We start from the raw sequence: 21,969 nt of genomic DNA on the forward strand, positions 1-21,969 counted from the left end.
CGGGGCTCATCGCCGGATCACCCTGGCCAGGAACCGGCCGGCCGCCCTGGCCGGTTTGCCGATGACGGCGAACACGATGCAGGCGACCAGCACCGCGCCCCAGTCGATGAAGATCGCCACCAGCACCAGGGCGGCCAGCGCGAGGAAGTTGACCAGGCAGCCCCAGCCGACCTGCCATTGCACTGGGCCACCGAGGAACCAGCGGGTGTGCACCACGGTCATCAGCACCGGGGCGAGCAACACGGTCGGTAGGAACACCACCGGTCCGACCTCGCGGCCGGCGGGCAGGATCAGGTAGGCCACGGTGGGGATCAGAGCCAGGCACAACAGGATCAGCGCGCTGACCGACTGGACCCCGGCCCTGGCTGATTCGTCGTTGGGTCCGTTGGTGGACAGGAAGACCCGGTTGACCTCGTCCAGCAGCCCGTCGATCGCCGCGCGGTCAGCGGGTTCGGTGGTCACCGCGCGGAGCTGGAGCAGTTCGCGCACGGCGTCGGCGAAGCGGTTGGCGTTGAGCAGGGTGTGCACCTGCCGGAGCACCCCGGATTCGGCCAGGTTGGCCCGGTTCTGCTCGATGGCGGTCCTGGTGTCCTTGTCCACGGCCACTTCCACCGCCGCGGCCAGCAACTCCTCCGTCTGGGCCAGTTCGACGCCCTCGGCCATCGCGCAGTTGTTGAGCAGCACCGCGACCGAGTCCCGGAACCGGTCCGCCCGCCAGAACCGGCGCCGCGGCAACGCGATGTCCAGCCAGTCCAGCAACGGGATCAGCTCGGCCACCGCCCGCCGCCCGGCCTCGGCCGGTTCCTCCGCCCGCTGCAACGCGCCCAGTTCCTCGTGCAGCGCCTCTCCGCGGACCAGCTCCGCCTCGGCCGCCAGAACACGCGCCTGGTCGGCCAGTTCCGGTTCGACCGCCCAGACCTCCAGCAGCGCGATCAGCTCGGCGTCCCGGTTCGCGGCGGCGAGGGCGACCTGCGGCCCGAGCAGCGCGGCCGCGAACCCGTCCCGCAAACCGTCCACAGTGGACTCGTCAAGCCGCCGGTCCCGCAATGCCCGTACCCGGTACCCGACGTGCCCCCAGAAGTCCTGGTGCGCCAACGCCTCCGCCCAGGCCCGCGCGGCCTCGGTCCACCGGCGTGCCCGGTCCGGTCCACGCACCGCGTCCTGCTCTTCGAGGTCCAGGATCTCCGCGTGCGCCCGGATCGCCGCGTCGTGCAGCCGGTGCGCCTCGGCCGGGCAACCGCAGTCCCCCGGCTCGCCCCAGTGCCAGAACAGTTCGGCGACCAGGCGCTGCTCGGTCTGTTCCAGGAGGTCGAAAGCGGCCCGCAGCAACGGATCCGGCGCCGCGGTGAGGGCCTGCTGCCGTCGCTGCCGCACCAGCCGTCCTGGCGCGTCGGTCGGCACACCGGTACGGAGGAAGGGGTTCTGCCGGTAGAGGTCGGCGCGGGCCACCGCGTGCAGCCGGGCGGCCGCGGTCCCGGCCCGGTCCAGGCCGGTCATCAGTCCATCACCGACAGCACAATCTGACCCAGCGGCACGGTCGCCACCAGCGCGAGCAGGAACGCGCCCAGCGCGGTCAGCAACATCGCCGGTCCCTGGCCACCCCACAGCACCGCGAGGACCACCCCCACCGGGACCAGCCCGGTCACCACGGCGCCGACCCGGCTCCAGCTGGCCATCGGTCCGTACCGGAACCAGTCGGCCTGCACCACGGTCACCGGCAGTACCGACACCAGCGCGGTCGCGATCCCGAGGTCCCGGGAAGCCATGCCCAGGGCGGCCCCGATCCAGGTCAGCCCGGCGACGAACCAGAGGCACACCGCCGCCTGGGCCAGCCACCCGGCGGACCGCGGCGGACGGCGGACCGGCGCCGGGCCGGCAGTGAACCAGGACCGCCCGAGCTGGGCGAGCAAGCTCTCCAGCAGCGCGATGTCCCCGGGGGCGACGGCCTTCGCCCGCAGTTCCCGCAACCGCTTGACCGCCCCGAGGTGGTTGCCCACCTTGACCAGGGTGATCGCTGCCTCGATCTGCCCGTGCAGCGACTCGCTGACCTGTGCCTGTTGGTTCTCCTCAATGCGGCGCCGGGTATCCGGGTCGATGGCCAGCCGGATGGCGTGTTCCAGCAGTTGCCTGGCTTGCCGCTGGTTCCGATCGTCGTCCAGAGCGAGCGCGCTGTTGTTGAGCAGCACCGCGGCCTGATCGCGCACCCGGGCCGCCCGCCGGAACCGGTCGGCGGGCACCGCGCGTTCCAGCAGGTCCACCATGGGCACCAGTTCGTTGAGCGCGAGTTCGGCCGCCGCACCGCTGTGCCCGCGGTCCAGCTGCTCGCGCAGCGCACTGGTCAACGCCTTGGTCCGGTCCAGCACCGGCTCGGCCGCGCGCAGCCTGGCGTCGTAGACCAGGTCCCCGTCCAGATCCCACACCTCCAGCAGTTCCATCAGCACCGGCTCCTGCCTGGTGCGCGCCAAGGCCACCTGCGGCTCCAGCAGCGCCTGCCCGATCACCGCCCGCAGACCGTCCACAGTGGACTCGTCAAGCCGCCGGTCGCGCAGCGCCCGCATCCGGTGGGCGAGGTGCCGCCAGAACGCGTCCTGTTCCACCGCGTCCAGCCAGGCGTCGGCGGCGTCGGTCCACCGGTCCACCCGGTCCTCGCCGCGCACCGCCAGCGCCGCCTCCAGGTCCAGGATCTCGGCGTGCGCGCGGATCGCGTCGTCGTGCGCCTGATGGATCTCGACCGGGCAGCCGCACTCCCCCGGCTCGCCCCACCACCAGAACAGCTCGGCGATCAACCGCTGCTCCGGCTGCTCCAGCACCTCAAAAGCGGCCTTGACCTGTTGTGGCGTAGCGGTTTCCGGCAGCGGCAGCCGGGCGTCGGCGGCGCCGTCCGGCCGGAGCTGGAGCAGCTGACGTCGTTGCCGCAGCACCTTGGCCGCGGCGTCGGTGGGCAGGCCGGTGACCCGGAACGGGTTGCGCAGGTACACCTCGGGTCCGGCCGCGGCCAGTAGCCGCCTGCTCGCGCTGCCCGCGCGGTCGGGGGCGCTCACATCACCACCCCCCGCCGCCACAGCTCGACCCGGTAGCCGTGCCGCCTGCGCGCGCACGGGCAGCGGCGCACCGCCCGGTCCAGTTCGGCCGCCGCTTCGGCCAGCCCACCGGGTCGCCGGGCCAGCGCGAGCGCCCTGGTCGCCTGGGTCTGGGCGGCGGCGTGTTCGGGGCCGTGGTCGCACTCCGGCGGTCGCGGCGGGGGTTCGGGGCGGCGGGGCGGGGTGGCCGGGGCGTGCCGCGCGCGCAGGCGCTCGGCGAGTTCCATGGCGTGGCTGATCCGTTGCCGCGGGTCGAGTTCCAGGGTGGCGAGCACGATGCGGTCCAGTTCGGGGTCGACGGTGTCGTTGAAGTGGCTCGGCGGGCGGGCCGGGCGGTCGAAGCGGGACAGCGAGAAGGAGTCCAGCCTGCCGCCGTCGGAGTAGGGGAAGTGGTGGGTGAGCAGGACGTAGGCGATGGTGCCCAGCGACCACACGTCACTGGCCCGCGAGTAGCCCAGCAGCCGCTGCACCTCCGGGGCCATGAAGGCGAAGGTGCCCTGCGCGCTGGCCAGCTGGGTGACCGGATCGGCGTGCTTGGACAGGCCGAAATCACTGAGCAGCACCCGCCGCCTGCCCCGGCTGTCGAAGCCGATCAGCGCGTTGGCCAGGGTCAGATCCCGGTGCAGGACAGGGGGTTCCTGCTGGTGCGCGGCCACCATGCCCGCGGTCATCTGCTCGATCACGTCCACCGCGACATCCAGTGGCACCACGCCGTTGGTGTACTCGCCGAGCAGCCGGTGCAGGCTGCCGCCGGGCAGGTACTCCATGGTGAAGTAGCCGCGCACGCCCTCGGCGGTGCGGATCATGCCCGCGTCGAAGACCCGCACGATGTTGGGGTGCCCCAGCCGGGACAGCAGCTGGGCCTCGCCGAGCAGCTTGCGGGTCTCCGCGTCCGAGGCGAGGTGCTTGAACACCTTCATCGCCTGCCGCCCGAGCACCTCGTGCCACACCCGGTACACCTCGGCGTAGGCGCCCTGGCCCAGTGGCTGCTGCACCACCAGGCGGTCGCCGACCACATCGCCCGGCGCGAGCAGGCCCATCAGTCCGCGCCCCGGTCCGGCGAGACCCGCAGGCGGTAGCCGATCCGGGTCACCGTCTCCAGGATCCGCGGCCGCGCCCAGTCGTAGCGCAGGTAGGGCCCGGCGGTGGGCCCGGACAGCGGCGCGGGGCCGGTGACGTGCGGGTCGATGAAGGTCAGTTCCCAGTAGGAGGGTTCGCCTTCCGGGGTCATCTCGCCGAGGATCAGCAGCCGGTCGCCGTGCCGCAGCTGCCTGCGGCCGAGCAGCCTGCGGGTGCCGCCGTCCCGGCGCAGCAGGGTGCCGTTGACGCTGTCGTTGTCGGTGACCGACCACAATCCCAGCGCCAGGTCGAGCGTGCAGTGCAACCGCCCGACCCAGCGCTGCGGAGACCGGACCCGGAGCCTTGTTCCGCTCACCGCCGCGCCCCCTCCCGCATCGAGCCTCGGCCGATGTGACGGACTGCCGGAACCCGATGACACCGGGGACCAGGCGAGCCACATCGAATCCGCATCGACTTCAGTGCGGGCAGTCTGCCGCCGCACCGCCGGGAGCCTTCCCGGGACGGCGGCGCCGGGACAGGGGGTTGGCAGCTACGGGACAGCGGCCGGTGGCGGACTCACGGCTCGGTGCGCGGCCGCACTACGCAGTCCGGACCGGGCATCATGATCGACTCGTGGCCGTCCTCGGCGCGGACGCGGTAGGGCGGGGTGCCGTCGGCGCCGAGCACCTCGACCACTTCCAGGACCCGGTTGCTGGTGCCGACGATCCGGCCGTGCACGGTGAGCTGATCCCCAATGCTGGCGCGCATGCCTACTCCCTCGCGGTGGTTGATGTGGCGGTAGGTGACCTGGCGGTGGGTGACGTGCTTTCAGCATCGCCTGTGCCCCAGCGGCACCACAGGCCCTCATGGGGTGAACCAGCAGGTCAGAGTGGTTGCGTGCACACGCACGCTCAGCGCAGGGTGTCCCAGGAGCGGCGGAGCTGGGTGAGCCGCTCGTCGAGGTAGGCGGCGGTGGCGCGCGGGCCGGTGGGCAGCACCCGCCGGGTCAGTTCCAGTGCGGTGGACCAGAGTTGTTCGACCAGGTCCAGGTAGGGCAGCGCGGCCAGGTCGGCCGGGGTGAGGTGGCGGACCTCGTCGTAGCCCTGGTGGAAGTAGTCCCACAGGTCGCTGCGGCTGGACCGGTCGAAGCGGTACAGCCGGACGTGGTCCCAGGCCCGCCAGCCGGGGGCGGCCAGGTCGAAGTCGTAGAAGGCGAACTGGCCGTCCTGGTCCACCACCACGTTGTCGATGCTGACATCGCCGTGGCAGATGCCGAAGTCCAGGCCCTGCCCCGCCAACTCGGAGAGCCGGTTCCGGCAGGCGGCCGTGACCTGGGAGAGCAACGTCTTGTCCGCGCGCCGCGGGCGGTGGCCGCGGATCAGCGCGACCGGCTCCTCCAGGGTGCGGCGCAGGTCGTACGGGCGGGCGCCCTCGGTCCGGTCGAATCCGGCGGTGGCCTCGTGCAGCCAGGCCAGTGCCCGCCCGAAATCCCGGTAGTTGGTCGAGGTGAACGGCCGTCGTGGCTGCTCACCGGGCACGTACTCGGTGACCAGCACACAGCGTTGCCCGGCCGCGGTGCTGACCATCCCGCACGGCGCGCCGTCCAGGCGCGGCACCGGCCGGGACACCGCGGCGCCCCGGTCGGCCAGGTGCGCCAGCAGCGCGGCCTCCCAGGCGACCTCCGGCGCGGTGCGCCAGCTCGCCCCGTACACCTTGATCACATACCGCTGGCCGTGGTGGGTCAGCAGGAACACGTCGTTGGTGTGCGAGCGGACCAGCCGCGGCCGGGTGGCGCCCGGCAGGCCGTAGTCGTCCAGCAGCGCGGTGATCGCGGCGAGATCGACCCTGGCCATCGGGGCGCTCACACGGCTACTTGGAATCCTCGCCGTTGCCCTCGGCCGGTGTCTCGGCCTTGGGCTCGGCCGCCGGTTCCGCCGCGGGCGGCAGCAGCGCTTCCAGTGCCGCACCGGTGATCCGGCGGAACTTGCGCCGCGGCCGGGTGCGCTCCAGCACCGCGACCTCCAGCAGCTTCACACCCAGTTCCTTGGGCTTGTCACTGGCCGCGGCCGCGGAACCGACCCTGGCGGGCGCGGCGGCGGTGGCCTTGAGCGCGGTCACCGCGACCGGCACGGCCTCGGCCAGGGTCATGCCCTCGCGGTAGGCGTCCTTCATCGCGGTGCTGATCGCCTCGGCCTGCCCGCCCATCACCATGTAGTTGGGCTCATCGCTGATCGAGCCGTCGTAGGTGAGCCGGTAGAGCTGGTCGGTCTCGGCGGTCTCGCCGACCTCGGCCACGCAGATCTCCACCTCGAACGGCTTGAGCTGCTCGGTGAAGATGGTGCCCAGCTGGGAGGCGTAGGTGTTGGCCAGCGCCCGCGCGGTGACATCACGCCGGTCGTAGGCGTAGCCGCGCACGTCGGCGTAGCGGATGCCCAGCGTGCGCAGCGCCTCGAACTCGCTGTAGCGGCCGACCGCGGCGAAGCCGATCCGGTCGTAGATCTCGGAGACCTTGTGCAGGGTGGTCGAGGGGTTCTCCGCCACGAACAGCACACCGTCGGTGTAGGTCAGCACGACCACGCTGCGGCCGCGGGCGATGCCCTTGCGGGCCAGCTCCGACCGGTCCCGCATCACCTGCTCGGCGGAGGCGTACAACGGCATCGTCACGGTGGTAACTCCCGGCTTGAGTGTCGACGACTGGGCTGGTTACGGAGACGGCTCAGCCGCCGGGGTTGGCCATCCGGCCTTGCACGACCGCCTCGGCCACCGCCTTGGTGGCTTCCTCGGTCCACTTGGTGGCGCCCGCCTCGGCGGTGATGGTCACGACCATCGGGTAGATCCGCCTGGTCAGGTCGGGCCCGCCGGTGGCGGTGTCGTCGTCGGCGGCGTCGTAGAGCGCCTCGACCGCGGTGCGCACCGCGGTGTCCGCGTCGGCGGCCGGGTCGAACTTCTTCTTCAGCGCGGCCTTGGCGAACACCGAGCCGGAGCCGATGGCGTGATAGCCCTGATGCTCGTCGGCGCGGCTGCCGGTGATGTCGTAGGAGACGATCCGGGCGGCACGCTCGGGGTCGGCCGCGTCGGGGTCGAAGCCCACGAACAGCGGCAGCACGGCCAGGCCCATCATGGCCGCGTCCAGGTTGCCCCGGACCATGGTGCCCAGCTTGTTGGCCTTGCCGTCCAGGGACAGCGAGACGCCCTCGATCTTCTCGTAGTGCTCCAGCTCCACCGCGAAGAGCCGGACCAGCTCCACGGCCAGTCCGGCCACACCGGCGATGCCGACGGCCGAGTGGTCGTCGGTGACGAAGACCTTCTCGATGTCCCGCTGCGCGATGATGTTGCCCTGGGTGGCCCGGCGATCGCCGGCCAGCAGCACACCGCCCTTGAAGGTCGCGGCCACGATGGTGGTGCCATGCGTGACCGCGCCCGTCACCGGTGCCTCCGGCGGAAAACGCCGGCCCGGCAGCAGATCGGGCGCCGCCTGGCCAAGAAACTCACTGAAGGACACCGCCCCCGGCGCGAAGTAGGCAGGGTGCAGGGCCGCGCCCGGGTAGTTCCGGGCCGACGTGTTCTCCATCGGCTGTCTTCGTCTCCTGGTGCGGTGTGCGGCTGGGACAGAGGTGGACGAGCGGGGCTACTGCCCGCCCTTCTGCACGTAGGCGCGCACGAAGTCCTCGGCGTTCTCCTCCAGGACGTCGTCGATCTCGTCGAGGATCGCGTCTACATCCTCGCCGAGCTTCTCCCGACGTTCCTGACCAGCGCCGCCAGCCTCCGCCGACTCGTCGTCGCCGTCGCCGCCACCCTGCTTCTGGACCTGCTCCTGTGCCATTTCGCCTCCCCGTTGGTTGGCCTGCCCGCAACATTACCGACCATGACCGACAAGGTGGAGACACCGGTCAGGTCTGTAACCAAGAAGATCAACGGCGGGTGAGCTGCCGGACCAGTTCCTCGGCGGTGTCCGAGGCTTCCAGCAACGCTCCGACGTGCGCTTTTGTCCCGCGGAGGGGTTCGAGGGTGGGGATCCGGACCAGCGAGTCCCGGCCCAGGTCGAAGATCACCGAATCCCAGGACGCGGCCGCCACCTCGGTGGGGTAACGCTCCAGGCAGCGGCCCCGGAAGTAGGCCCGGGTGTCCTCCGGCGGCGCGGTGATGGCCGCGCGCACCTCCTCCTCGCTGACCAGCCGCTTCATCGAACCACGGGCGACCAGGCGGTTGTAGAGGCCCTTGCCCAGGCGGACGTCGGAGTACTGCAAGTCGACCAGCTGCAGCCGGGGCGAGCCCCACTGCAGGTTGTCCCGAGCCCGGTAGCCCTCCAGCAGCCGCAGCTTGGCAGGCCAGTCCAGCCGGTCCGCGCAGCTCATCGGGTCCCGCGCGAGGTCGTCGAGGATCTCGCCCCAGGTCTTGAGCACGTGCATGGACACCCGGTCCGCGCCGTTGCGCTCGGCGTGCTCGGCGGCCCGCTCGTGGTAGGCGTACTGCAGGTCCAGGCCGCTGAACTTGCGCCCGCCCGCCACCTCCACCTTGACCTTGAGCGTGGGGTCGTGGCTGATGGCGTGCACCGCGCGCACCGGATCGGTCAGCCGCAGGTCGTCGAAGCGGCGACCGGACTCGATCATGTCCAGCACCAGCGCGGTGCAGCCCACCTTGAGGTAGGTGGAGTACTCGGCCAGGTTGGCGTCGCCGATGATGACGTGCAGGCGGCGGTACTTGTCCGCGTCGGCGTGCGGCTCGTCCCGGGTGTTGATGATCCCGCGCTTGAGCGTGGTCTCCAGCCCGACCTCGACCTCGATGTAGTCCGAGCGCTGGGAGAGCTGGAACCCGGCCTCCTCGCTCGCCGCGCCGACGCCGACCCGCCCGGACCCGGTGATGACCTGCCGGGAGACGAAGAACGGGGTCAGCCCGGAGATCACCGCGGTGAACGGCGTGCTGCGCGCCATCAGGTAGTTCTCGTGGGTGCCGTAGCTGGCGCCCTTGCCGTCGATGTTGTTCTTGTACAGCTGGAGTCGCGGCTGGCCGGGCACGGTGGCCGCCTTCATGGCGGCCTCCTCCATGATCCGCTCGCCGGCCTTGTCCCAGATCACCACGTCCCTGGCGTTGGTCAGCTCGGGGGTGGAGTACTCCGGGTGCGCGTGGTCGACGTAGAGCCGGGCCCCGTTGGTGAGGATGACGTTGGCCGCGCCCAGATCCTCCACATCGTGGTCGGCCGGGGCGCCACCGGGCGGACCCAGGTCGAAGCCGCGGGCATCCCGCAGCGGTGACTCCACCTCGTAGTCCCAGCGCGCCCGCCGCGCGCGCGGGATGTCCGCCGCCGCCGCGTAGGCCAGTACCACCTGGGTGGAGGTGAGCACTGGGTTGGCCGAAGCGTCGCCGGGCACGGAGATGCCGTACTCGACCTCGGTTCCCATGATCCGCCGCATACCGGCAGCCTACGGGGTACGACTGTCAGTTACGTCAGTCTGCCGAGTAGATCGTGTCGATACTGCTGCCCAGCCTGCCGATGTCGGCCCCGTAGACGTGCACCGAGACCGCGAGGGTGGACCCGGCGTTGCGCACCAGGTGGATGTCGCGCTCCGGCGGCACCAGCGCGGACACGCTGCCGACCGGGTTGACCACCACGTCCCGCCGGTGCAGGCCCCGGCTCCTCGGGTCGAGGTCATAGCGAACCTCCTCCTCCTTGCCGCGCAGCACGCCCACCACGCACCAGCAGCGGTGGCTGTGGATCGGGGTCTGCTGGCCGGGCAGCCAGACCAGGGAAACCACCGAGTAGCGGCCGTTCGGGTCCACGTGCACCAGGTGCTGGCGGTAGCGGTCCGGGGCGGGCAGCAGATGCGCCGGGGCCAGCACCCGGGGCTGGGTGAGCAGTTCGCCGAGGCAGCCGGCGACCTCGCTGGCGATCCGCCGCGGGTGCGCGCCACTGCCGACGATCTTGTCGACCCGGCGGGTGAAGGCGCACATGGCCCTGGTCCGGAGCTGGCGGAGTTCGGCGGCGGAAGTCATACCGGAAAGTGTTTCCGGTATTTCACCGCACAGTCCAACAAGCATTCCGCACAGCACCCCAAAGCCAGGCTTATGTACCGCCGGTCCGCACCGTTGGGCGGCTTATTTCCGGCGGAAATCCATGATAGAGACAGTAAATGCTGGAGCTACGACACCTCCGAGTGCTGCGCGCGGTCGCCCGCACCGGGTCGTACTCGGCCGCCGCGGTGCGCCTGGGCTACACCCAGCCCGCGGTCAGCCAGCAGATGAAGGCCCTGGAACGGCTGTGCGGGACGCCGCTGGTGGTGCGCTGCGGACGCAAGATGCGGCTGACCGAGGCGGGCGTGGAACTGGTTCGCCGGGCCGGCCTGGTGCTGGCCGAGGTGGCCGCGGCCGAACGCGCCGTGGGCGAGCTGGCCGGGCGCCGGGCCGGGCAGGTGCGGCTGGTCGTCTTTCCCAGCGGCAGTGCCACCCTGGTGCCGCCGGTGGCCGCGCGGATCAGCCGGGACCACCCCGATATCCGGCTCTCGCTGACCGAGGCCGAACCGCCGGAGTCAGTGGAATTACTGCGCGCGGGGGAATGCGATCTGGCACTCGCCTTCACCTATCCCGGCGAACCGGAACCAGTCGAGACCCCCGGTTTGTTGACGGTGAAACTATTCACCGATCCGCTCGTGGTGTTGTTGCCGGCCGGGCACGCGCTGTGCGCCGCGCCGGGGGTGTCGCTGTCGGATCTGGCCACGGAGCACTGGATCGCGGGCTGCGCGCGCTGCCGGGAACACCTGGTGCACGCCTGCGCGGCGGCCGGATTCCAGCCGGACATCACCTTCGCCACCGACGACAACCTGGCGGTGCAGGGCCTGGTCGCGGCCGGGCTGGGGGTGGCGGTGGTGCCGGAGCTGATGCTCAGCGCGGTCCGGCGGCCGGATGTGTGCGTGCGCCCGCTGCGGCCGCCGCTGCGCCGCGAGGTCTACCTGTGCACCTGGCCGGACCTGGCCAGGGTGCCCGCGATCGGGCTGACGGTGGCCGCGCTGCGCCAGGCGTGTGCGAGTTCATAACTGCCGGTCGTGGCATCGCGGCGACCCGGCGATGAAGACTGTGCGGGTGGCTTCAGGCGATGAACTGGTGGCGATCTACGACGAGTCCGGCACGGTGACCGGCAGCGCGCCGCGGCGGGTGATGCGAGCCGAGGGGCTCTGGCACGCCAGCACCGCGATCCTGCTCCGCTCCACCGACGGCGACCGCGTCTATGTGCACAAACGCAGTGACAGCAAGGACATCAACCCCGGCTGTCACGACTGCTGGGCCGGTGGCGTGGTGGACGCGGGCGAGGACCCCGCGGGGTGCGCGGAACGCGAACTGGCCGAGGAGTTGGGCGTCTCCGGCGTGCCCCTGCGGCACCTGTTCACCCTGCCGTTCGTGGTGCCCCCGGTACGCGCGCACCAGTACGCCTACGAGGCGTTCTCCGACGGCCCGGTGATCCACCAGCCCGAGGAGGTGGTCTCCGGCGAGTGGATGACCTTCACCGAGCTGCGCAAGCGCCTGGACGATCCGGACTGGTTGTTCGTCGACGACGGCCGCGCGCTTATCCAGCACTGGTTCCGGACCGGGTCGGGTAATAATGGAGGGTAAGGTCATCTACCCGGGGAGCTGACCCGTTGCGCGAACTGGCCACCCAGCTGGGCGCCACCGACATCACCGTCGAAGCCCAGTCAGACTGGATTCTCACCAGCTGCACAGTGCCCACAGACTCCTACCCCCTCCGGCTGGACATCCTGTCCGACCCCACCGCTGCGCCGGAGCGCATCTCCTACCTGCTACCCGCCGGCGCCGCCAACTTCACCGGCAACTACTTCACCCCCCGCGAGCACAACCTGGCCCAGCACCTGCGTCAGCACGGCAGCCTGGTGATCGGCGTGACCCCACGCGAGGACGCCCTGCCCAGCAGCACCGACCCCGCCGCCGCGGCGATGGACCTGACCCAGCACAGCACCGACCTGGCCAAGGTCGTCGAAGCGGTAGACACGTTGCTACGCCTGCCCTTCGAGGTGATCGGCCACTCCGGCGGCGCCGCCACGGCGCTGGATTTCGCCGCCAGCAGCCCTCCGTCCAATCTGGACCGAATCGTGGTCCTGGACAACGTCGGCCCCTTCACCGACCCAACCCTGATCGCCGACGCGAAAACCTCCCTGGCCGCCTTCCAAGCCGCCCTGGCCGCGGGCCGCTACGCCCTGGACGGCACCAGCATGGTCCTGGACCTGCTGACCCGGCAGCCCAGCGAACCCACCCAAACCCCCCGCGCCGAAGGCCACCCCGGCAACTTCACCGCAGGCGGCCAACTCCACCACCACCTGATCCGCACCGCCCACCTCCCCCTGCCCTTCCGCCTCATCTACCACGAAAGCAACCTGGCAGGCCGCTACACCTTCGCCCCCACCCCCGCCGAAGACACCTGGGAACTCCACCACACTCCCCTGGAGCGCTACGCCCAATCCCTCCGCGCCTACGGCAGCGGCGTGGTCCCCCTGGCCTGGATCCGCGACGTAGCGGCGATCTGGTGCGGCGACACCTCGGTACACCATCTCGACTTCGCCAAAATCCGGGCAAAGGTGTTGTGGCTCAACATGTCCGCCGGCATGGGCAACCACCCCAACGGCCCCAACCTCATCCGCGCCGCAGGCAACCCCCACGTCACCTACCACCTGATCAACGGCTACGGCCACCACGACCTCACCCTGGGCACCAACGCCCCCACCGACATCTGGCCCCTAATCACCACCCCCTAACCCCCGTGTTGGCCGTTGTCGTACGGGGTCTTGGCCGTTGTGGACGGGCGAAGCCCAGGACAGGCGGCCGGGCTGGCTTTTCAAACCTCATCCGAGCGGTTCCCCATCCTTTGATTCCTGCCCGTCCGGCGAGGACGATCTTGATCTTCGGTTTTAAGATCAAAAAAGGATGGCCTCGCCGGCCGGGCAGACCACCGGGGGGGTGGGGCGGATCAAACCCCGGGATGAGCAGGTTGCGGGGCGGGGATTGGGCTGCCGGGGCCGGATCCAGCGTGGCTCCGAGGGCTCGTGTCTTCTCCGCACAGCCTTCCGCCAGCCAACCACACCCTTCACCGAGCGGCCCCCGTTACGTTGGGAGGCAAGGGTTACGCAGGTTGCAGGGGCCACTCGGCGAGGCGTGGTCTGCATGCTCCAGGCCGTACGGAGAAGACACGAGAACCCTCGTCGTGGGTTTTCACCCCCACCCCCGCCCCACAACAGCCAACCCGACGTCCACAACAGCCAACCCGACGTCCACAACAGCCAACTCGCCGTCCATAACGGCCAACTCGGCGTCCACAATGGCCAACTCGCCGTACGACAACGGCCAACACTCGCGCGCGGGGTTGGAGGGTCAGGCTCGGAGGCCGTTCAGGACTACCGCGAGGTAGCGTTCGCCGGCCGCGGCGGGGTTCGGGTTGTGGGTGGCTGCGTGTAGCACCCCGCACAGCAGCAGGCGCAGGTCCTCGGCGTTCACCTCAGCCTTGAGCTGGCCGTCCGCCCTGGCCCGGTCCAGCAGCGCCTCGGTGGCCTCATCCAGCCTGCGCTTGCGGTCGGCGGTGTCCGTCCCCGCGTCCGAACCGTTGGCCATCACCTCGGCCAACCCCGGTTCGGCCAACGACAACGCGACCATCGTCCCGGCCAACCGGGAAAGAGCGGCCCAGGCGTCGGCTTCCGCAACCGCCTGACCCACCTCAATCAGCAACTGCTCGAACCGATCGTCGGCCAGCGCCTCGATCAGCGCCTGCCGGGTCGGGAAGTTGCGGTAGACCGTGCCGACACCCACCCCCGCCTGCCGCGCCAGCTCGTTGAGCTGCAAGGACAGATCCCCGGCCGCCATCGCCGCGCGCGCGACGGCCAGCACGCGGTCGCGGTTGCGCACGGCGTCGGCGCGCTGTGGCTTCCGGTCGGTCACCTGGCCAGGCTAACTGATGGGCTATCCGGTTTGGCTCAGCCGCGCTGGTTGAGGGCGTACCGGGTGCCGTCCTGGTCCTCGAACATCGACCACCAGCCCCAGGGCTGCTTGCTCGGCGGCTCCGGGAAGTTCACCCCGCGCTCGACCAGTTCCGCATGCGTCTGCTCGATGTCCTCGCAGGTGAAGAAGACGTTGGAGTGCGGGAGTTCCGCCGGTGTGGACTTCTCGATCGGGTGGGTGCCCTTGCCGTCCAGGACCAGGGACACCGCGCCGTCGGGGGACATGACCTCCAGCCAGCGGGCGTCCTCGCCGTAGGCGGCGTCGATGGCGACCGTGAAGCCCATCCGGTCCACCCAGAACTCCTTGGCCGCGTCGCAGTCGCGCACGGTCAGCACGACCTTGTTCACCCCAGTGATCATCACGAACCCCTCTCATATATCCACGGTGGATACAACGAGGCTGGACTGTATCCTGTGTCGGTGAGTTCCGCAAAGGCGCTGCCGCCGCTGACCCCGGCGGCCTTCCAGGTGCTGCTCGCGCTGGCCAGTGGCGCGCGGCACGGCTACGGCGTGATGACCTTCGTCGAGGACACCACCGGCGGCACGGTCAAACTCGGCCCCGGCACCCTGTACCGGACCCTGGCCCGCCTGGTCGCCGACGACCTGGTCACCGAGACCGAGGCCGCCGACCCGGACGCCCCGCACGACGCCCGCCGCCGCTACTACGAACTCACCGCCCGCGGCCGCCAGGCCGTCCGACAGGAGGCCGAACTGCTCGCCGCCCTGGTCGAGGCCGCCCAGCGGGCCGGCCTGATCACCACCCGGCGGTGCGCGTGAGCACCCGGCCCACCGGCTTCGCCCCGCACCTGTTCGTCAAGGACACCGAAGCCGCGATCGCCTTCTACACCAAGGTTTTCAGCGTGCACGAACTCTGGCGCAACCGCCTGCCCGACGGCACCATCCTCTTCGTCGAACTCGCCCTGGGCGACTACCGCCTGCTCATCAGCGAGGAAACCCCGTCCCTGGACGCCCTGGCCCCACCCACCATCGGCGGCAGCCCGGTCCAGCTGCACGTGGAGGTCGAGGACGTGGACCGGGTGTACCGGCAGGCGCTCTGGGCGGGCGCGGCGGAGGAGATCCCGCTACAGGAAGCGTTCTGGGGCGAGCGGTTCGGCGCGTTCCGGGATCCGTTCGGGCACCGCTGGGCGGTTTCGACCGGACGGGAACACCTGAGCCCGGAGGAGATCTACGCGCGCACGCCGCCGGAGGTCTGACCCCTCGGGTACTCCCACGGTTGTACCCGCACTGTCCGCCACGGCCGGACGACACCCGCGCGCGAGCCGGACACGCTGTCCCCCATGGAATCCACCCGCGCCCGCCGCGCCGCGCCACTGCTGCCACTGGCTCTGTTCTTCGCCGCGATCAACGCCGGCGTCATCTTCCTGGTGCACGCCGAATACGCCTCCTGGCGCGGCCTGACCGCCGTGGCCCTCGACCCGGTGCACCGCGCCTGGTCCGGCACCGTCTTCACCCTGGTCATCCCCCTGGCCGTGGTCTCCACCGTGCTGGCACTGGTCATGATCTTCCTGCGGCACCCGCTGCTCCCGCGCTGGACGGTCTGGACCGGCGTCGCCGCGCAGGCGGTGATCATGGCGACCAGCATCCTGATGTGGCCGCGCTGGCAGCAGGAGATCGGGCAGACCAAGGCCCTCGGCGCCGCCTACGAGTCGATCATGGACACGCATTGGCTGCGGGTCGCGCTGATGACCGCCTACAGTGTGTTCGTGCTGGCCCAGACCCTCTACCTGCTGCATCAGCGCCGGTCGCCGGTCCCGGCATGACCGGCCGCGCCCGGACCGTCCTGCTCGAACTGGCGGTGACCGCGCTCGCCCTGGCCGTCGCCCTGCGCTGGCCGGGGCAGCGCCCCCTGGACGGCCTGGGCTGGCCGCTGCTGCTGGCCGGGTGCGCGCCGCTGCTGCTACGCACCCGGTTCCCGCTGCTCGCGCTGGCCGCGCACAGCGTGGTCGCGGTGCCCTACCACTGGCTGGACTACTCGCACGAAGCGCTGATCGTCCCGGCGCTGCTGCTGTTGTTCACCGCCGCCGAGCTGTCGGCCCGCCCCTGGTCCTGGCTGGCCCCGGCCGCGGTGCTGCTGATCACCTTGTCCGCCAGGGTGATCCAGGAGGGCGGCGTCACCCTGGGCACGGTCGGCACCCTGGGCTGGCTGGTGGCCGCGGCGGTGCTCGGCGCGGCCGTGCGCGCCACCAGGGCCGCCCGGCAGGCCCGGCGCGCCGAGGCCGGTCGCCGGGCCGCGGAACAACGCCTGCGCACCGCGCACGACCTGCACGACGTCCTCGCGCACAGCATCACCGTGATCGGCGTCCAGGCGGGAGTCGCCGCGCACCTGCTCGCTGATCCCGCCCCACTGAACCGCGCCGCGCTCACCGAGACCCTGGATGGCATCACCGAAGCCTGCGGGCGCGCCCGCGCCGAGGTCCGGGCCGCCCTGGACTCGCTGCGCGGACCGCTCGCCGAGGAACCCGCCGAGCGCCTGCCGGTGCCCGGCCTGGCCGGGCTGCCCGGACTGCTGAACCCGGTGCGCGCCACCGGAATCCAGGTCGACCTGCGGGCCGACGGGGTCGGCGAACTGCCGCCCGCGCTGGACGTGGTGGCCTACCGGATCGTCCAGGAAGCGCTGACCAACGTGGTCCGGCACGCCCAGGCCACCCAGGTCACGGTGGAGATCCACCGCGGCGCCACCCACCTGCTGCTCACCGTCACCGACAACGGGCGCGGCGCCCCCGCGGCCACCGGCGGTTTTGGCCTGACCGGCCTGGCCGAACGCGCCCGCGCCCTCGGCGGCACCCTCACCACGGGCTCGCCGACCGGCGGCGGTTTCCTTGTCCTGGCCGAACTCCCGCTTCCGGAGCCCACATGATCCGCGTGGTCCTGGCCGACGACCAGACCCTGGTCCGCCGCGCCTTCGCCCTACTGCTCGGCTCCGCGCCGGACCTGACCGTGGTCGCCGAGGCCGCCACCGGCGCCGAAGCGGTGCGCGCGGCCCGCGAACACCGGGCCGACGTGGTGGTGATGGACATCCGGATGCCCGAACTCGACGGCGTGGAGGCCACCCGCCAGATCGCCGCCGACGAGGACCTGGCCGGGGTGCGGGTACTGGTGCTGACCACCTACGACACTGGCGACAACGTGGTCGCCGCGCTGCGCGCCGGGGCCAGCGGGTTCCTGGTCAAGGACACCCAGCCCGCCGCGCTCCTGGACGCCATCCGCACCGTCGCCGCCGGCGAGTCGCTGCTGTCCCCCAGCGCCACCGCGACCCTGATCGCCCGCTTCCGGGAAACCCCGGAACCCGTTGTCCGGCAAGGAAATCTCTCGGTGCTGACGGCGCGGGAGACCGAGGTGCTCACCCTGGTCGCCCAGGGCCTGACCAACCACGAGATCGCCGCCCGCCTGGTGCTGAGCCCGCTGACGGTGAAGACCTACCTGAGCCGCCTGCTGACCAAACTGGACGCCAGGGACCGGGTGCAGCTGGTGATCTTGGCCTACCAGGCCGGTCTGGTGTGACCGGCCTGGTAGGCAACAACATCAGTCCGCGACGAGCGCCTCTAGGGGGCTGACCCGAGCCGAGCGCCGGGCCGGTCCGACCGCGGCGACCAGGGACAGCGCCACCAGGCCGAGGCCGACTGCGCCCAGTTGCAGCCAGGGCACGGTGACCGAGCCGAACAGTTCCAGGCTCTGCACCGCCAACCCGCCGTACAGACCGCCCAGCGCGAGCCCGACCACCGCCGCGCACGCCCCGAACACCACGGCCTCCCAGGCCAGCGCCGCGCGCAAGCCGCCGCGGCTGAGGCCCATCGCCCGCAGCAGACCGGACTCCTGGGTCCGCTCCACCACCGACAGCGACAGCGTCACCGCCACGCCGACCACCGCGACCAGCACGGTCATCCCGACCAGGCCGAGCGCCACGTAGGTCATGGTGTTCAGCGCGGAGGCCAGTTCCTTCTTCATGTCCTCCGGCACCACGACCCGGATGCCGCCCGCGGTGCCGGCCACCGTGCCGACGGCCTTGCGCAGCTTGTCCACATCGCTGCCCGCGACCGGGTCGATGAGCAGCTGGCTCACCTCGGCCTTGGGCGCGATCTGGGCCAGGTCACCCGGGAACAGCGAGACCCCGCCGAGGGTGGACGCGTCCCGGTAGACCACCGCCACCGGCAGCTCCAGCTTGCCGGCCGTGCCGGTCACGGTGATCTTGTCGCCGACCTTGACGCCGTACTTATCGGCCACCGCCAGCGACACCCCGGCCTTGCCCTTGCCCAGATCGGCGAGCTTGCCGCCCTCGACCCGGCCCTTGGTCAGCGCGGGGAACGCGGCGACGTCGGCGCCGACGGTGTAGATCCGGTCCACGCTGCCACCGGGGGCCTGCAGGGCGAGCTGGGTACTGCTCAGCTTGCCGATCGGCCCGGTCTCCGGCAGGTCGTCGAGGGCCTTGATGGTGGCCGCGTCGATGCCGTCGGAGTCGCTGGACTCCACGCTCAGCTTGGCCGGGTAGCGCGCGTCCAGGCGCTCGTTCGCCCCGGCCTGGGCCGAGCTGAGCCCGACCAGCACGGCCGCGATCAGGCCGACGCCCATGGTCAGCACCACCGTGGTGGCCGCGGTCCGCTTGGGCACCCGCAGCGCGTTGCCGACCGCGATCCGCCCCGGCACCCGGCCGATCTTGCGGATCGGCGCGCCGAAGAGCCTGGCCAGCAACGGCATCACCAGCGGTCCGCCCAGGATCAGCGCGCCGAAGGCGAAGATCCCGGAGCCGACCACGGTGAGCATGTTCAGTTCCGGACTGCCCGTGCCGCCCGGTTTGACGAACAGCAGACCGACCGCGGCGAGGGTGAACAGGCCCATGAACACGATCCGCGCCGTGCTGCGCCCGCTGCCGGCCTCACTGACCCGCGCCGCGCCTAGCGCGGCCACCGGCGGCACCTTGGTGCCCTGGATGGCCGGTCCGACCGCCGCGATCACGGTGACCACGGTCGCGGCCAGCACGCACCACACCAGGCTGAGCCAGGAGACCTGCAACGACGGCAACGGATCGTCGACCTGGGTGTTGATGATCCCCAGCGCCCCGTAACCCAGCGCCAGCGCCAGTCCGGCGCCCAGCAGTCCGGCGACGAACCCGGAGATCCCGGCCTCGGTGAGCAGCGCGCGCAGCACCTGCCTGCGGGAGGCGCCGACGCAGCGCATCAGCGCGGTGCGCCGCCGCCGCTGCGCGACCACGATCCGGAAGGTCGAGGCCACCACCAGCGCCGCGGCCAGCATGGACAGGCCGGTGAACACGCTCAGGATCATCAGCGCCTGATCCGCCGCGCTGCCCAGCCGATCGGTGTCGATCTTGCGCTGTTCGGCCCCCGTCCGAACAGTGGACATGGCCGGTCCGAACTTGGCCTTGACCGCGGCCACCAGCTGCTCCGGCGAGGTGCCGGGCGTGGCGGTGAGTTCGTAGGTGTACCAGGAAGAACGCGGTTCCAGGGCCCGCACGGTGGCCGGCGGGGCGACCAGGGTCCGGTCCGCGCCACCCTTGAGCTTGACCACGCCGGTGACGGTCAGCGTGGCCGCCTTGGCGCCGCGCTCACCGGCCAGCGTCACGGTCGAGCCGATCTTGAGGTCATCGCGCTTGGCCGCGGCCTCGCTGACCCCGACCTCGTTCAGCGCCACCGGCATCTTGCCGCTGAGCAGTGCGGCCCGCGCCAGCGCGCCGGGCGTGTCCGCCACCACCCGCCAGGACTGACTGCTGTCGGTGGGACTGGCCAGGTAGGCCGCGCCCTCCGGCGCCACCTCGGCCACGCCGGGGATCGCCTTGATGTCGGCGGTGTAGTCGGTGCCGGGCTTGTCCGGGTTCTTCGGGTCGTACTCGCTCTTCGGCGAGAGCACCGCCGCGGCCGCCTCCGGCGTCTTGGAGGCGGAGTTGGTCAGCGCGACCCGCATGGTGTCGGTGAACATCAGCGAGGCCGCGGCGAACATGGTGGCCACCACCACGGCCAGGCCGGTCAGCAGCAGCCGGGTGGGCCGCTGCTTGATCTCCTGGATCACGGTGCGCAGCAAGGGCGAACGCGCCACCGTCACACCCCCAGCTTGCGCAGCGCGTCCAGCACGGAGTCCGCGGTGGGCTGGTAGATCTCGCCGGCCAGCTTGCCGTCGGCCAGCAGCACCACGCGGTCGGCGTAGGAGGCGGCCACCGGATCGTGCGTCACCATGACCACGGTCTGCCCGAACTGGTGCACCGACCGCCGCAGCAGGTCGAGCAGCTCGTGCCCGCTCTTGGAGTCCAGGTTGCCGGTCGGCTCATCCGCGAAGATCACCTCCGGCCGCGACACCAGGGCCCGCGCCACCGCGACCCGCTGCTGCTGACCACCGGAGAGTTCGGAGGGCCGGTGGCTGAGCCGGGCGGAGATGCCCAGGATCTCCACCAGTTCGCCGAACCAGTTCCGGTCCGGCTGCTTGCCGGCCAGTTCCAGGGGCAGCAGGATGTTCTGCTCGGCGGTAAGCTGCGGCAGCAGGTTGAAGGACTGGAAGACGAACCCGATGCGGTCCCGCCGCACCGTGGTCAACGCCTTGTCCGACAACGAACTCAGCTCGGTCTCGCCGAGGAACACCGACCCACCCGAGCCGGTGTCCAGCCCGGCGAGCAGGTGCATCATGGTCGACTTGCCGGAACCGGAGGGCCCCATGATCGCGGTGAACCGTCCGGCGTGGATCTCCAGATCAACCCCGTCCAGCGCGCGCACGGCGGCCTCACCACGCCCGTAGACCTTGACCAGGCCGACCGTCCGGGCCGCGACCCGCAGATCGGCGCCCCGGTGCAGCGGTGGAGCTGACGTCACGAATTCCTCCATTGTCCGATTGGGACGGTTCGAACCCCAGACCGTCCCAAGTGGACGGCAACCGGCCATGAGTCTGCTGCGCCCCCACCCCGCCCGCCACCGGTGCAACCCCGGACTTACCCCGAGATACCCCCGAAAGGTCGTACGGGCCCTGTGGTCCCAACCACTCCGGAGTGTTGGCCGAACTCGTACGCCGAGTTGGCCAAAGTCGTACGCCCCGTTGGCCCAAGTCGTACGCCGAGTTGGCCCAACTCGTACGCTGGGCCCGCGGGCCGCTAGCCGCCGAGCAGCTCGCGCAGCACCGGCAGGCTCTCCCGGTACCGCCGCGCGTACCGCTGCGCCTGCCGCCCCCGCCAATACGGCCCCCCGTTGTACCGGGCCGTCAACTCCGCCCCCTGCTCCTCCGTCAGCTCCCCCGCGAACCCGGCCTCCCGCCGCAACCCGGCCAGGTGAATCGCCGCCACGTAGATCCCCTGCCGCGGCTCCTTCAGCGTCGCGATGATCTCCCGCCGCTGCCCCGCGCCCAGCGTCCCCGGGTCATAGCCCAGCGCCTCCGCGCCGCGCCGGACCTGGATCGCCATCGGCCCGTAGGAGGTGTAGTCCGGGTTCCCCGCCGCCCGCCCCGGCAGCAGCCGCTGCGGCACGTTCCGGCGCAGCCAGTCCACGAGGTCGTCCAGGACCATCGGTTTCTCGCCGACCTCCTGGTAGGCGACCCCGGCCAGCACCTCGGGCGGGAGGTCGTTGTCCTTGGCCGCGACCTCGATGATCTCGCGGTTCTCCCGCAACCAGCGGGCCCGGAACCGGGTGCGGCCCTCGCCGAGGCGGCACCACCACAGCAGGCAGTGCCAGGTGCGCCAGGTGATGGTGCCCCCCGGCAAGGCGGTGGCCCGGTCCCGCACCTGGCGCAGAACGGGCGAGATGTCCGACTCGCTCACGGGTTCCACGGTAGCGAAAGTGATCACGCCGGAAGGCCCGGCCACCCCCTAGGGGGATGACCGGGCCTTCGGGTGT

The 21,969-nt window shown here is 71.3% G+C and carries 24 protein-coding genes; 8 read left to right on the plus strand and 16 right to left on the minus strand.

Features of this window, described 5'->3' with window-relative positions; genetic code table 11:
- Positions 1–6 precede the first annotated feature (6 nt).
- The 11 genes from MZC64_RS34500 to MZC64_RS34550 form a co-directional block, all read right to left on the minus strand.
- Positions 7–1,497, minus strand: a complete 1,491-nt coding sequence (locus MZC64_RS34500) for a hypothetical protein (protein WP_247763789.1) — start codon at positions 1,495–1,497, stop codon at positions 7–9.
- Entirely contained in the window at positions 1,497–3,041 is a 1,545-nt protein-coding gene (locus MZC64_RS34505; protein WP_247763790.1) for a hypothetical protein, read from the minus strand. Before MZC64_RS34505 ends, MZC64_RS34500 begins: the two co-directional genes overlap by 1 nt.
- On the minus strand, positions 3,038–4,120 hold the full coding sequence (locus tag MZC64_RS34510; protein ID WP_247763791.1) for a serine/threonine-protein kinase: 1,083 nt from the start codon (positions 4,118–4,120) through the stop codon (positions 3,038–3,040). Before MZC64_RS34510 ends, MZC64_RS34505 begins: the two co-directional genes overlap by 4 nt.
- The gene (locus MZC64_RS34515) at positions 4,120–4,515 is read right to left on the minus strand and encodes an FHA domain-containing protein (protein WP_247763792.1); all 396 of its coding nucleotides are present in this window, start codon (positions 4,513–4,515) and stop codon (positions 4,120–4,122) included. The genes MZC64_RS34510 and MZC64_RS34515 overlap by 1 nt, the downstream gene beginning before the upstream one ends.
- 200 nt (positions 4,516–4,715) lie before the next feature.
- Positions 4,716–4,907, minus strand: coding sequence for a DUF1918 domain-containing protein (locus MZC64_RS34520; protein ID WP_247763794.1), 192 nt, complete (start codon positions 4,905–4,907; stop codon positions 4,716–4,718).
- 143 nt (positions 4,908–5,050) lie between these two features.
- Positions 5,051–6,004: a phosphotransferase gene (locus MZC64_RS34525; RefSeq protein WP_247763796.1), complete on the minus strand. Its 954-nt coding sequence runs from the start codon at positions 6,002–6,004 to the stop codon at positions 5,051–5,053.
- Positions 6,005–6,008: 4 nt separating this feature from the next.
- A complete protein-coding gene (gene prcA, locus MZC64_RS34530) occupies positions 6,009–6,803 on the minus strand; it encodes a proteasome subunit alpha (protein ID WP_247763797.1) in 795 nt (264 codons plus the stop codon).
- 52 nt (positions 6,804–6,855) lie between these two features.
- Positions 6,856–7,710, minus strand: a complete 855-nt coding sequence (prcB, locus tag MZC64_RS34535) for a proteasome subunit beta (RefSeq protein WP_247763799.1) — start codon at positions 7,708–7,710, stop codon at positions 6,856–6,858.
- A gap of 57 nt (positions 7,711–7,767) precedes the next feature.
- Positions 7,768–7,962 (minus strand): ubiquitin-like protein Pup, encoded by a 195-nt coding sequence (locus tag MZC64_RS34540; RefSeq protein ID WP_185006662.1) that lies wholly within the window; start codon positions 7,960–7,962, stop codon positions 7,768–7,770.
- A gap of 88 nt (positions 7,963–8,050) precedes the next feature.
- Positions 8,051–9,550 (minus strand): depupylase/deamidase Dop, encoded by a 1,500-nt coding sequence (gene dop, locus MZC64_RS34545; RefSeq protein ID WP_247763801.1) that lies wholly within the window; start codon positions 9,548–9,550, stop codon positions 8,051–8,053.
- Between the two features lie 34 nt (positions 9,551–9,584).
- Positions 9,585–10,130 (minus strand): cysteine dioxygenase family protein, encoded by a 546-nt coding sequence (locus MZC64_RS34550; protein ID WP_247763803.1) that lies wholly within the window; start codon positions 10,128–10,130, stop codon positions 9,585–9,587.
- Positions 10,131–10,267: 137 nt separating this feature from the next.
- Between MZC64_RS34550 and MZC64_RS34555 the strand changes: the two genes are divergently transcribed.
- From MZC64_RS34555 to MZC64_RS34565, 3 genes are read left to right on the plus strand one after another with little or no spacing between them, the layout of a single operon-like run.
- Positions 10,268–11,167, plus strand: coding sequence for a LysR family transcriptional regulator (locus MZC64_RS34555; protein WP_247763805.1), 900 nt, complete (start codon positions 10,268–10,270; stop codon positions 11,165–11,167).
- Between the two features lie 46 nt (positions 11,168–11,213).
- On the plus strand, positions 11,214–11,741 hold the full coding sequence (locus MZC64_RS34560) for an NUDIX hydrolase (RefSeq protein ID WP_247763806.1): 528 nt from the start codon (positions 11,214–11,216) through the stop codon (positions 11,739–11,741).
- 26 nt (positions 11,742–11,767) lie between these two features.
- On the plus strand, positions 11,768–12,895 hold the full coding sequence (locus tag MZC64_RS34565; protein WP_247763807.1) for a hypothetical protein: 1,128 nt from the start codon (positions 11,768–11,770) through the stop codon (positions 12,893–12,895).
- A 613-nt stretch (positions 12,896–13,508) separates the two neighbouring features.
- On the opposite strand, the gene MZC64_RS34570 is transcribed toward MZC64_RS34565, so the two are convergent.
- Positions 13,509–14,069 carry a TetR/AcrR family transcriptional regulator gene (locus tag MZC64_RS34570; protein WP_247763809.1) on the minus strand — a complete coding sequence of 187 codons (561 nt, stop codon included), beginning with the start codon at positions 14,067–14,069 and terminating at the stop codon, positions 13,509–13,511.
- A gap of 35 nt (positions 14,070–14,104) precedes the next feature.
- Positions 14,105–14,488 (minus strand): VOC family protein, encoded by a 384-nt coding sequence (locus MZC64_RS34575; RefSeq protein ID WP_247763811.1) that lies wholly within the window; start codon positions 14,486–14,488, stop codon positions 14,105–14,107.
- A gap of 60 nt (positions 14,489–14,548) precedes the next feature.
- Here MZC64_RS34575 and MZC64_RS34580 point away from each other — a divergent pair, with 60 nt between their 5' ends.
- The 5 genes from MZC64_RS34580 to MZC64_RS34600 all read left to right on the plus strand — a co-directional run bounded on the left by MZC64_RS34580 (position 14,549) and on the right by MZC64_RS34600 (position 17,650).
- Positions 14,549–14,905, plus strand: coding sequence for a PadR family transcriptional regulator (locus MZC64_RS34580; RefSeq protein ID WP_247763812.1), 357 nt, complete (start codon positions 14,549–14,551; stop codon positions 14,903–14,905).
- A complete protein-coding gene (locus MZC64_RS34585) occupies positions 14,902–15,342 on the plus strand; it encodes a VOC family protein (protein ID WP_247763814.1) in 441 nt (146 codons plus the stop codon). Before MZC64_RS34580 ends, MZC64_RS34585 begins: the two co-directional genes overlap by 4 nt.
- A gap of 84 nt (positions 15,343–15,426) precedes the next feature.
- Entirely contained in the window at positions 15,427–15,909 is a 483-nt protein-coding gene (locus tag MZC64_RS34590; protein WP_247763815.1) for a hypothetical protein, read from the plus strand.
- On the plus strand, positions 15,906–17,006 hold the full coding sequence (locus MZC64_RS34595; RefSeq protein WP_247763816.1) for a sensor histidine kinase: 1,101 nt from the start codon (positions 15,906–15,908) through the stop codon (positions 17,004–17,006). The genes MZC64_RS34590 and MZC64_RS34595 overlap by 4 nt, the downstream gene beginning before the upstream one ends.
- Positions 17,003–17,650, plus strand: coding sequence for a response regulator transcription factor (locus tag MZC64_RS34600; RefSeq protein WP_247763818.1), 648 nt, complete (start codon positions 17,003–17,005; stop codon positions 17,648–17,650). Before MZC64_RS34595 ends, MZC64_RS34600 begins: the two co-directional genes overlap by 4 nt.
- A 21-nt stretch (positions 17,651–17,671) precedes the next feature.
- Here the strand turns inward: MZC64_RS34600 and MZC64_RS34605 are convergent, their stop codons facing one another.
- The 3 genes from MZC64_RS34605 to MZC64_RS34615 form a co-directional block, all read right to left on the minus strand.
- A complete protein-coding gene (locus tag MZC64_RS34605) occupies positions 17,672–20,194 on the minus strand; it encodes an FtsX-like permease family protein (protein ID WP_247763819.1) in 2,523 nt (840 codons plus the stop codon).
- A 2-nt stretch (positions 20,195–20,196) separates the two neighbouring features.
- Positions 20,197–20,970 (minus strand): ABC transporter ATP-binding protein, encoded by a 774-nt coding sequence (locus MZC64_RS34610; protein WP_247763820.1) that lies wholly within the window; start codon positions 20,968–20,970, stop codon positions 20,197–20,199.
- A gap of 263 nt (positions 20,971–21,233) precedes the next feature.
- Positions 21,234–21,893, minus strand: coding sequence for a hypothetical protein (locus MZC64_RS34615; protein WP_247763822.1), 660 nt, complete (start codon positions 21,891–21,893; stop codon positions 21,234–21,236).
- Positions 21,894–21,969: the final 76 nt, after the last annotated feature.

The organism is Crossiella sp. S99.2, assembly GCF_023094165.1.
Taxonomy (GTDB): domain Bacteria; phylum Actinomycetota; class Actinomycetes; order Mycobacteriales; family Pseudonocardiaceae; genus Crossiella.

Bases quoted from the DNA above. Each gene is read 5' to 3' on its own strand.
- MZC64_RS34500 (WP_247763789.1), bottom strand. From the start codon at position 1,497: ATGACCGGCCTGGACCGGGCCGGGACCGCGGCCGCCCGGCTGCACGCG.
- MZC64_RS34510 (WP_247763791.1), bottom strand. From the start codon at position 4,120: ATGGGCCTGCTCGCGCCGGGCGATGTGGTCGGCGACCGCCTGGTGGTG.
- MZC64_RS34520 (WP_247763794.1), bottom strand. From the start codon at position 4,907: ATGCGCGCCAGCATTGGGGATCAGCTCACCGTGCACGGCCGGATCGTC.
- prcB (WP_247763799.1), bottom strand. From the start codon at position 7,710: ATGGAGAACACGTCGGCCCGGAACTACCCGGGCGCGGCCCTGCACCCT.
- MZC64_RS34540 (WP_185006662.1), bottom strand. From the start codon at position 7,962: ATGGCACAGGAGCAGGTCCAGAAGCAGGGTGGCGGCGACGGCGACGAC.
- dop (WP_247763801.1), bottom strand. From the start codon at position 9,550: ATGCGGCGGATCATGGGAACCGAGGTCGAGTACGGCATCTCCGTGCCC.
- MZC64_RS34550 (WP_247763803.1), bottom strand. From the start codon at position 10,130: ATGACTTCCGCCGCCGAACTCCGCCAGCTCCGGACCAGGGCCATGTGC.
- MZC64_RS34555 (WP_247763805.1), top strand. From the start codon at position 10,268: ATGCTGGAGCTACGACACCTCCGAGTGCTGCGCGCGGTCGCCCGCACC.
- MZC64_RS34575 (WP_247763811.1), bottom strand. From the start codon at position 14,488: ATGATCACTGGGGTGAACAAGGTCGTGCTGACCGTGCGCGACTGCGAC.
- MZC64_RS34590 (WP_247763815.1), top strand. From the start codon at position 15,427: ATGGAATCCACCCGCGCCCGCCGCGCCGCGCCACTGCTGCCACTGGCT.
- MZC64_RS34595 (WP_247763816.1), top strand. From the start codon at position 15,906: ATGACCGGCCGCGCCCGGACCGTCCTGCTCGAACTGGCGGTGACCGCG.
- MZC64_RS34600 (WP_247763818.1), top strand. From the start codon at position 17,003: ATGATCCGCGTGGTCCTGGCCGACGACCAGACCCTGGTCCGCCGCGCC.
- MZC64_RS34610 (WP_247763820.1), bottom strand. From the start codon at position 20,970: ATGGAGGAATTCGTGACGTCAGCTCCACCGCTGCACCGGGGCGCCGAT.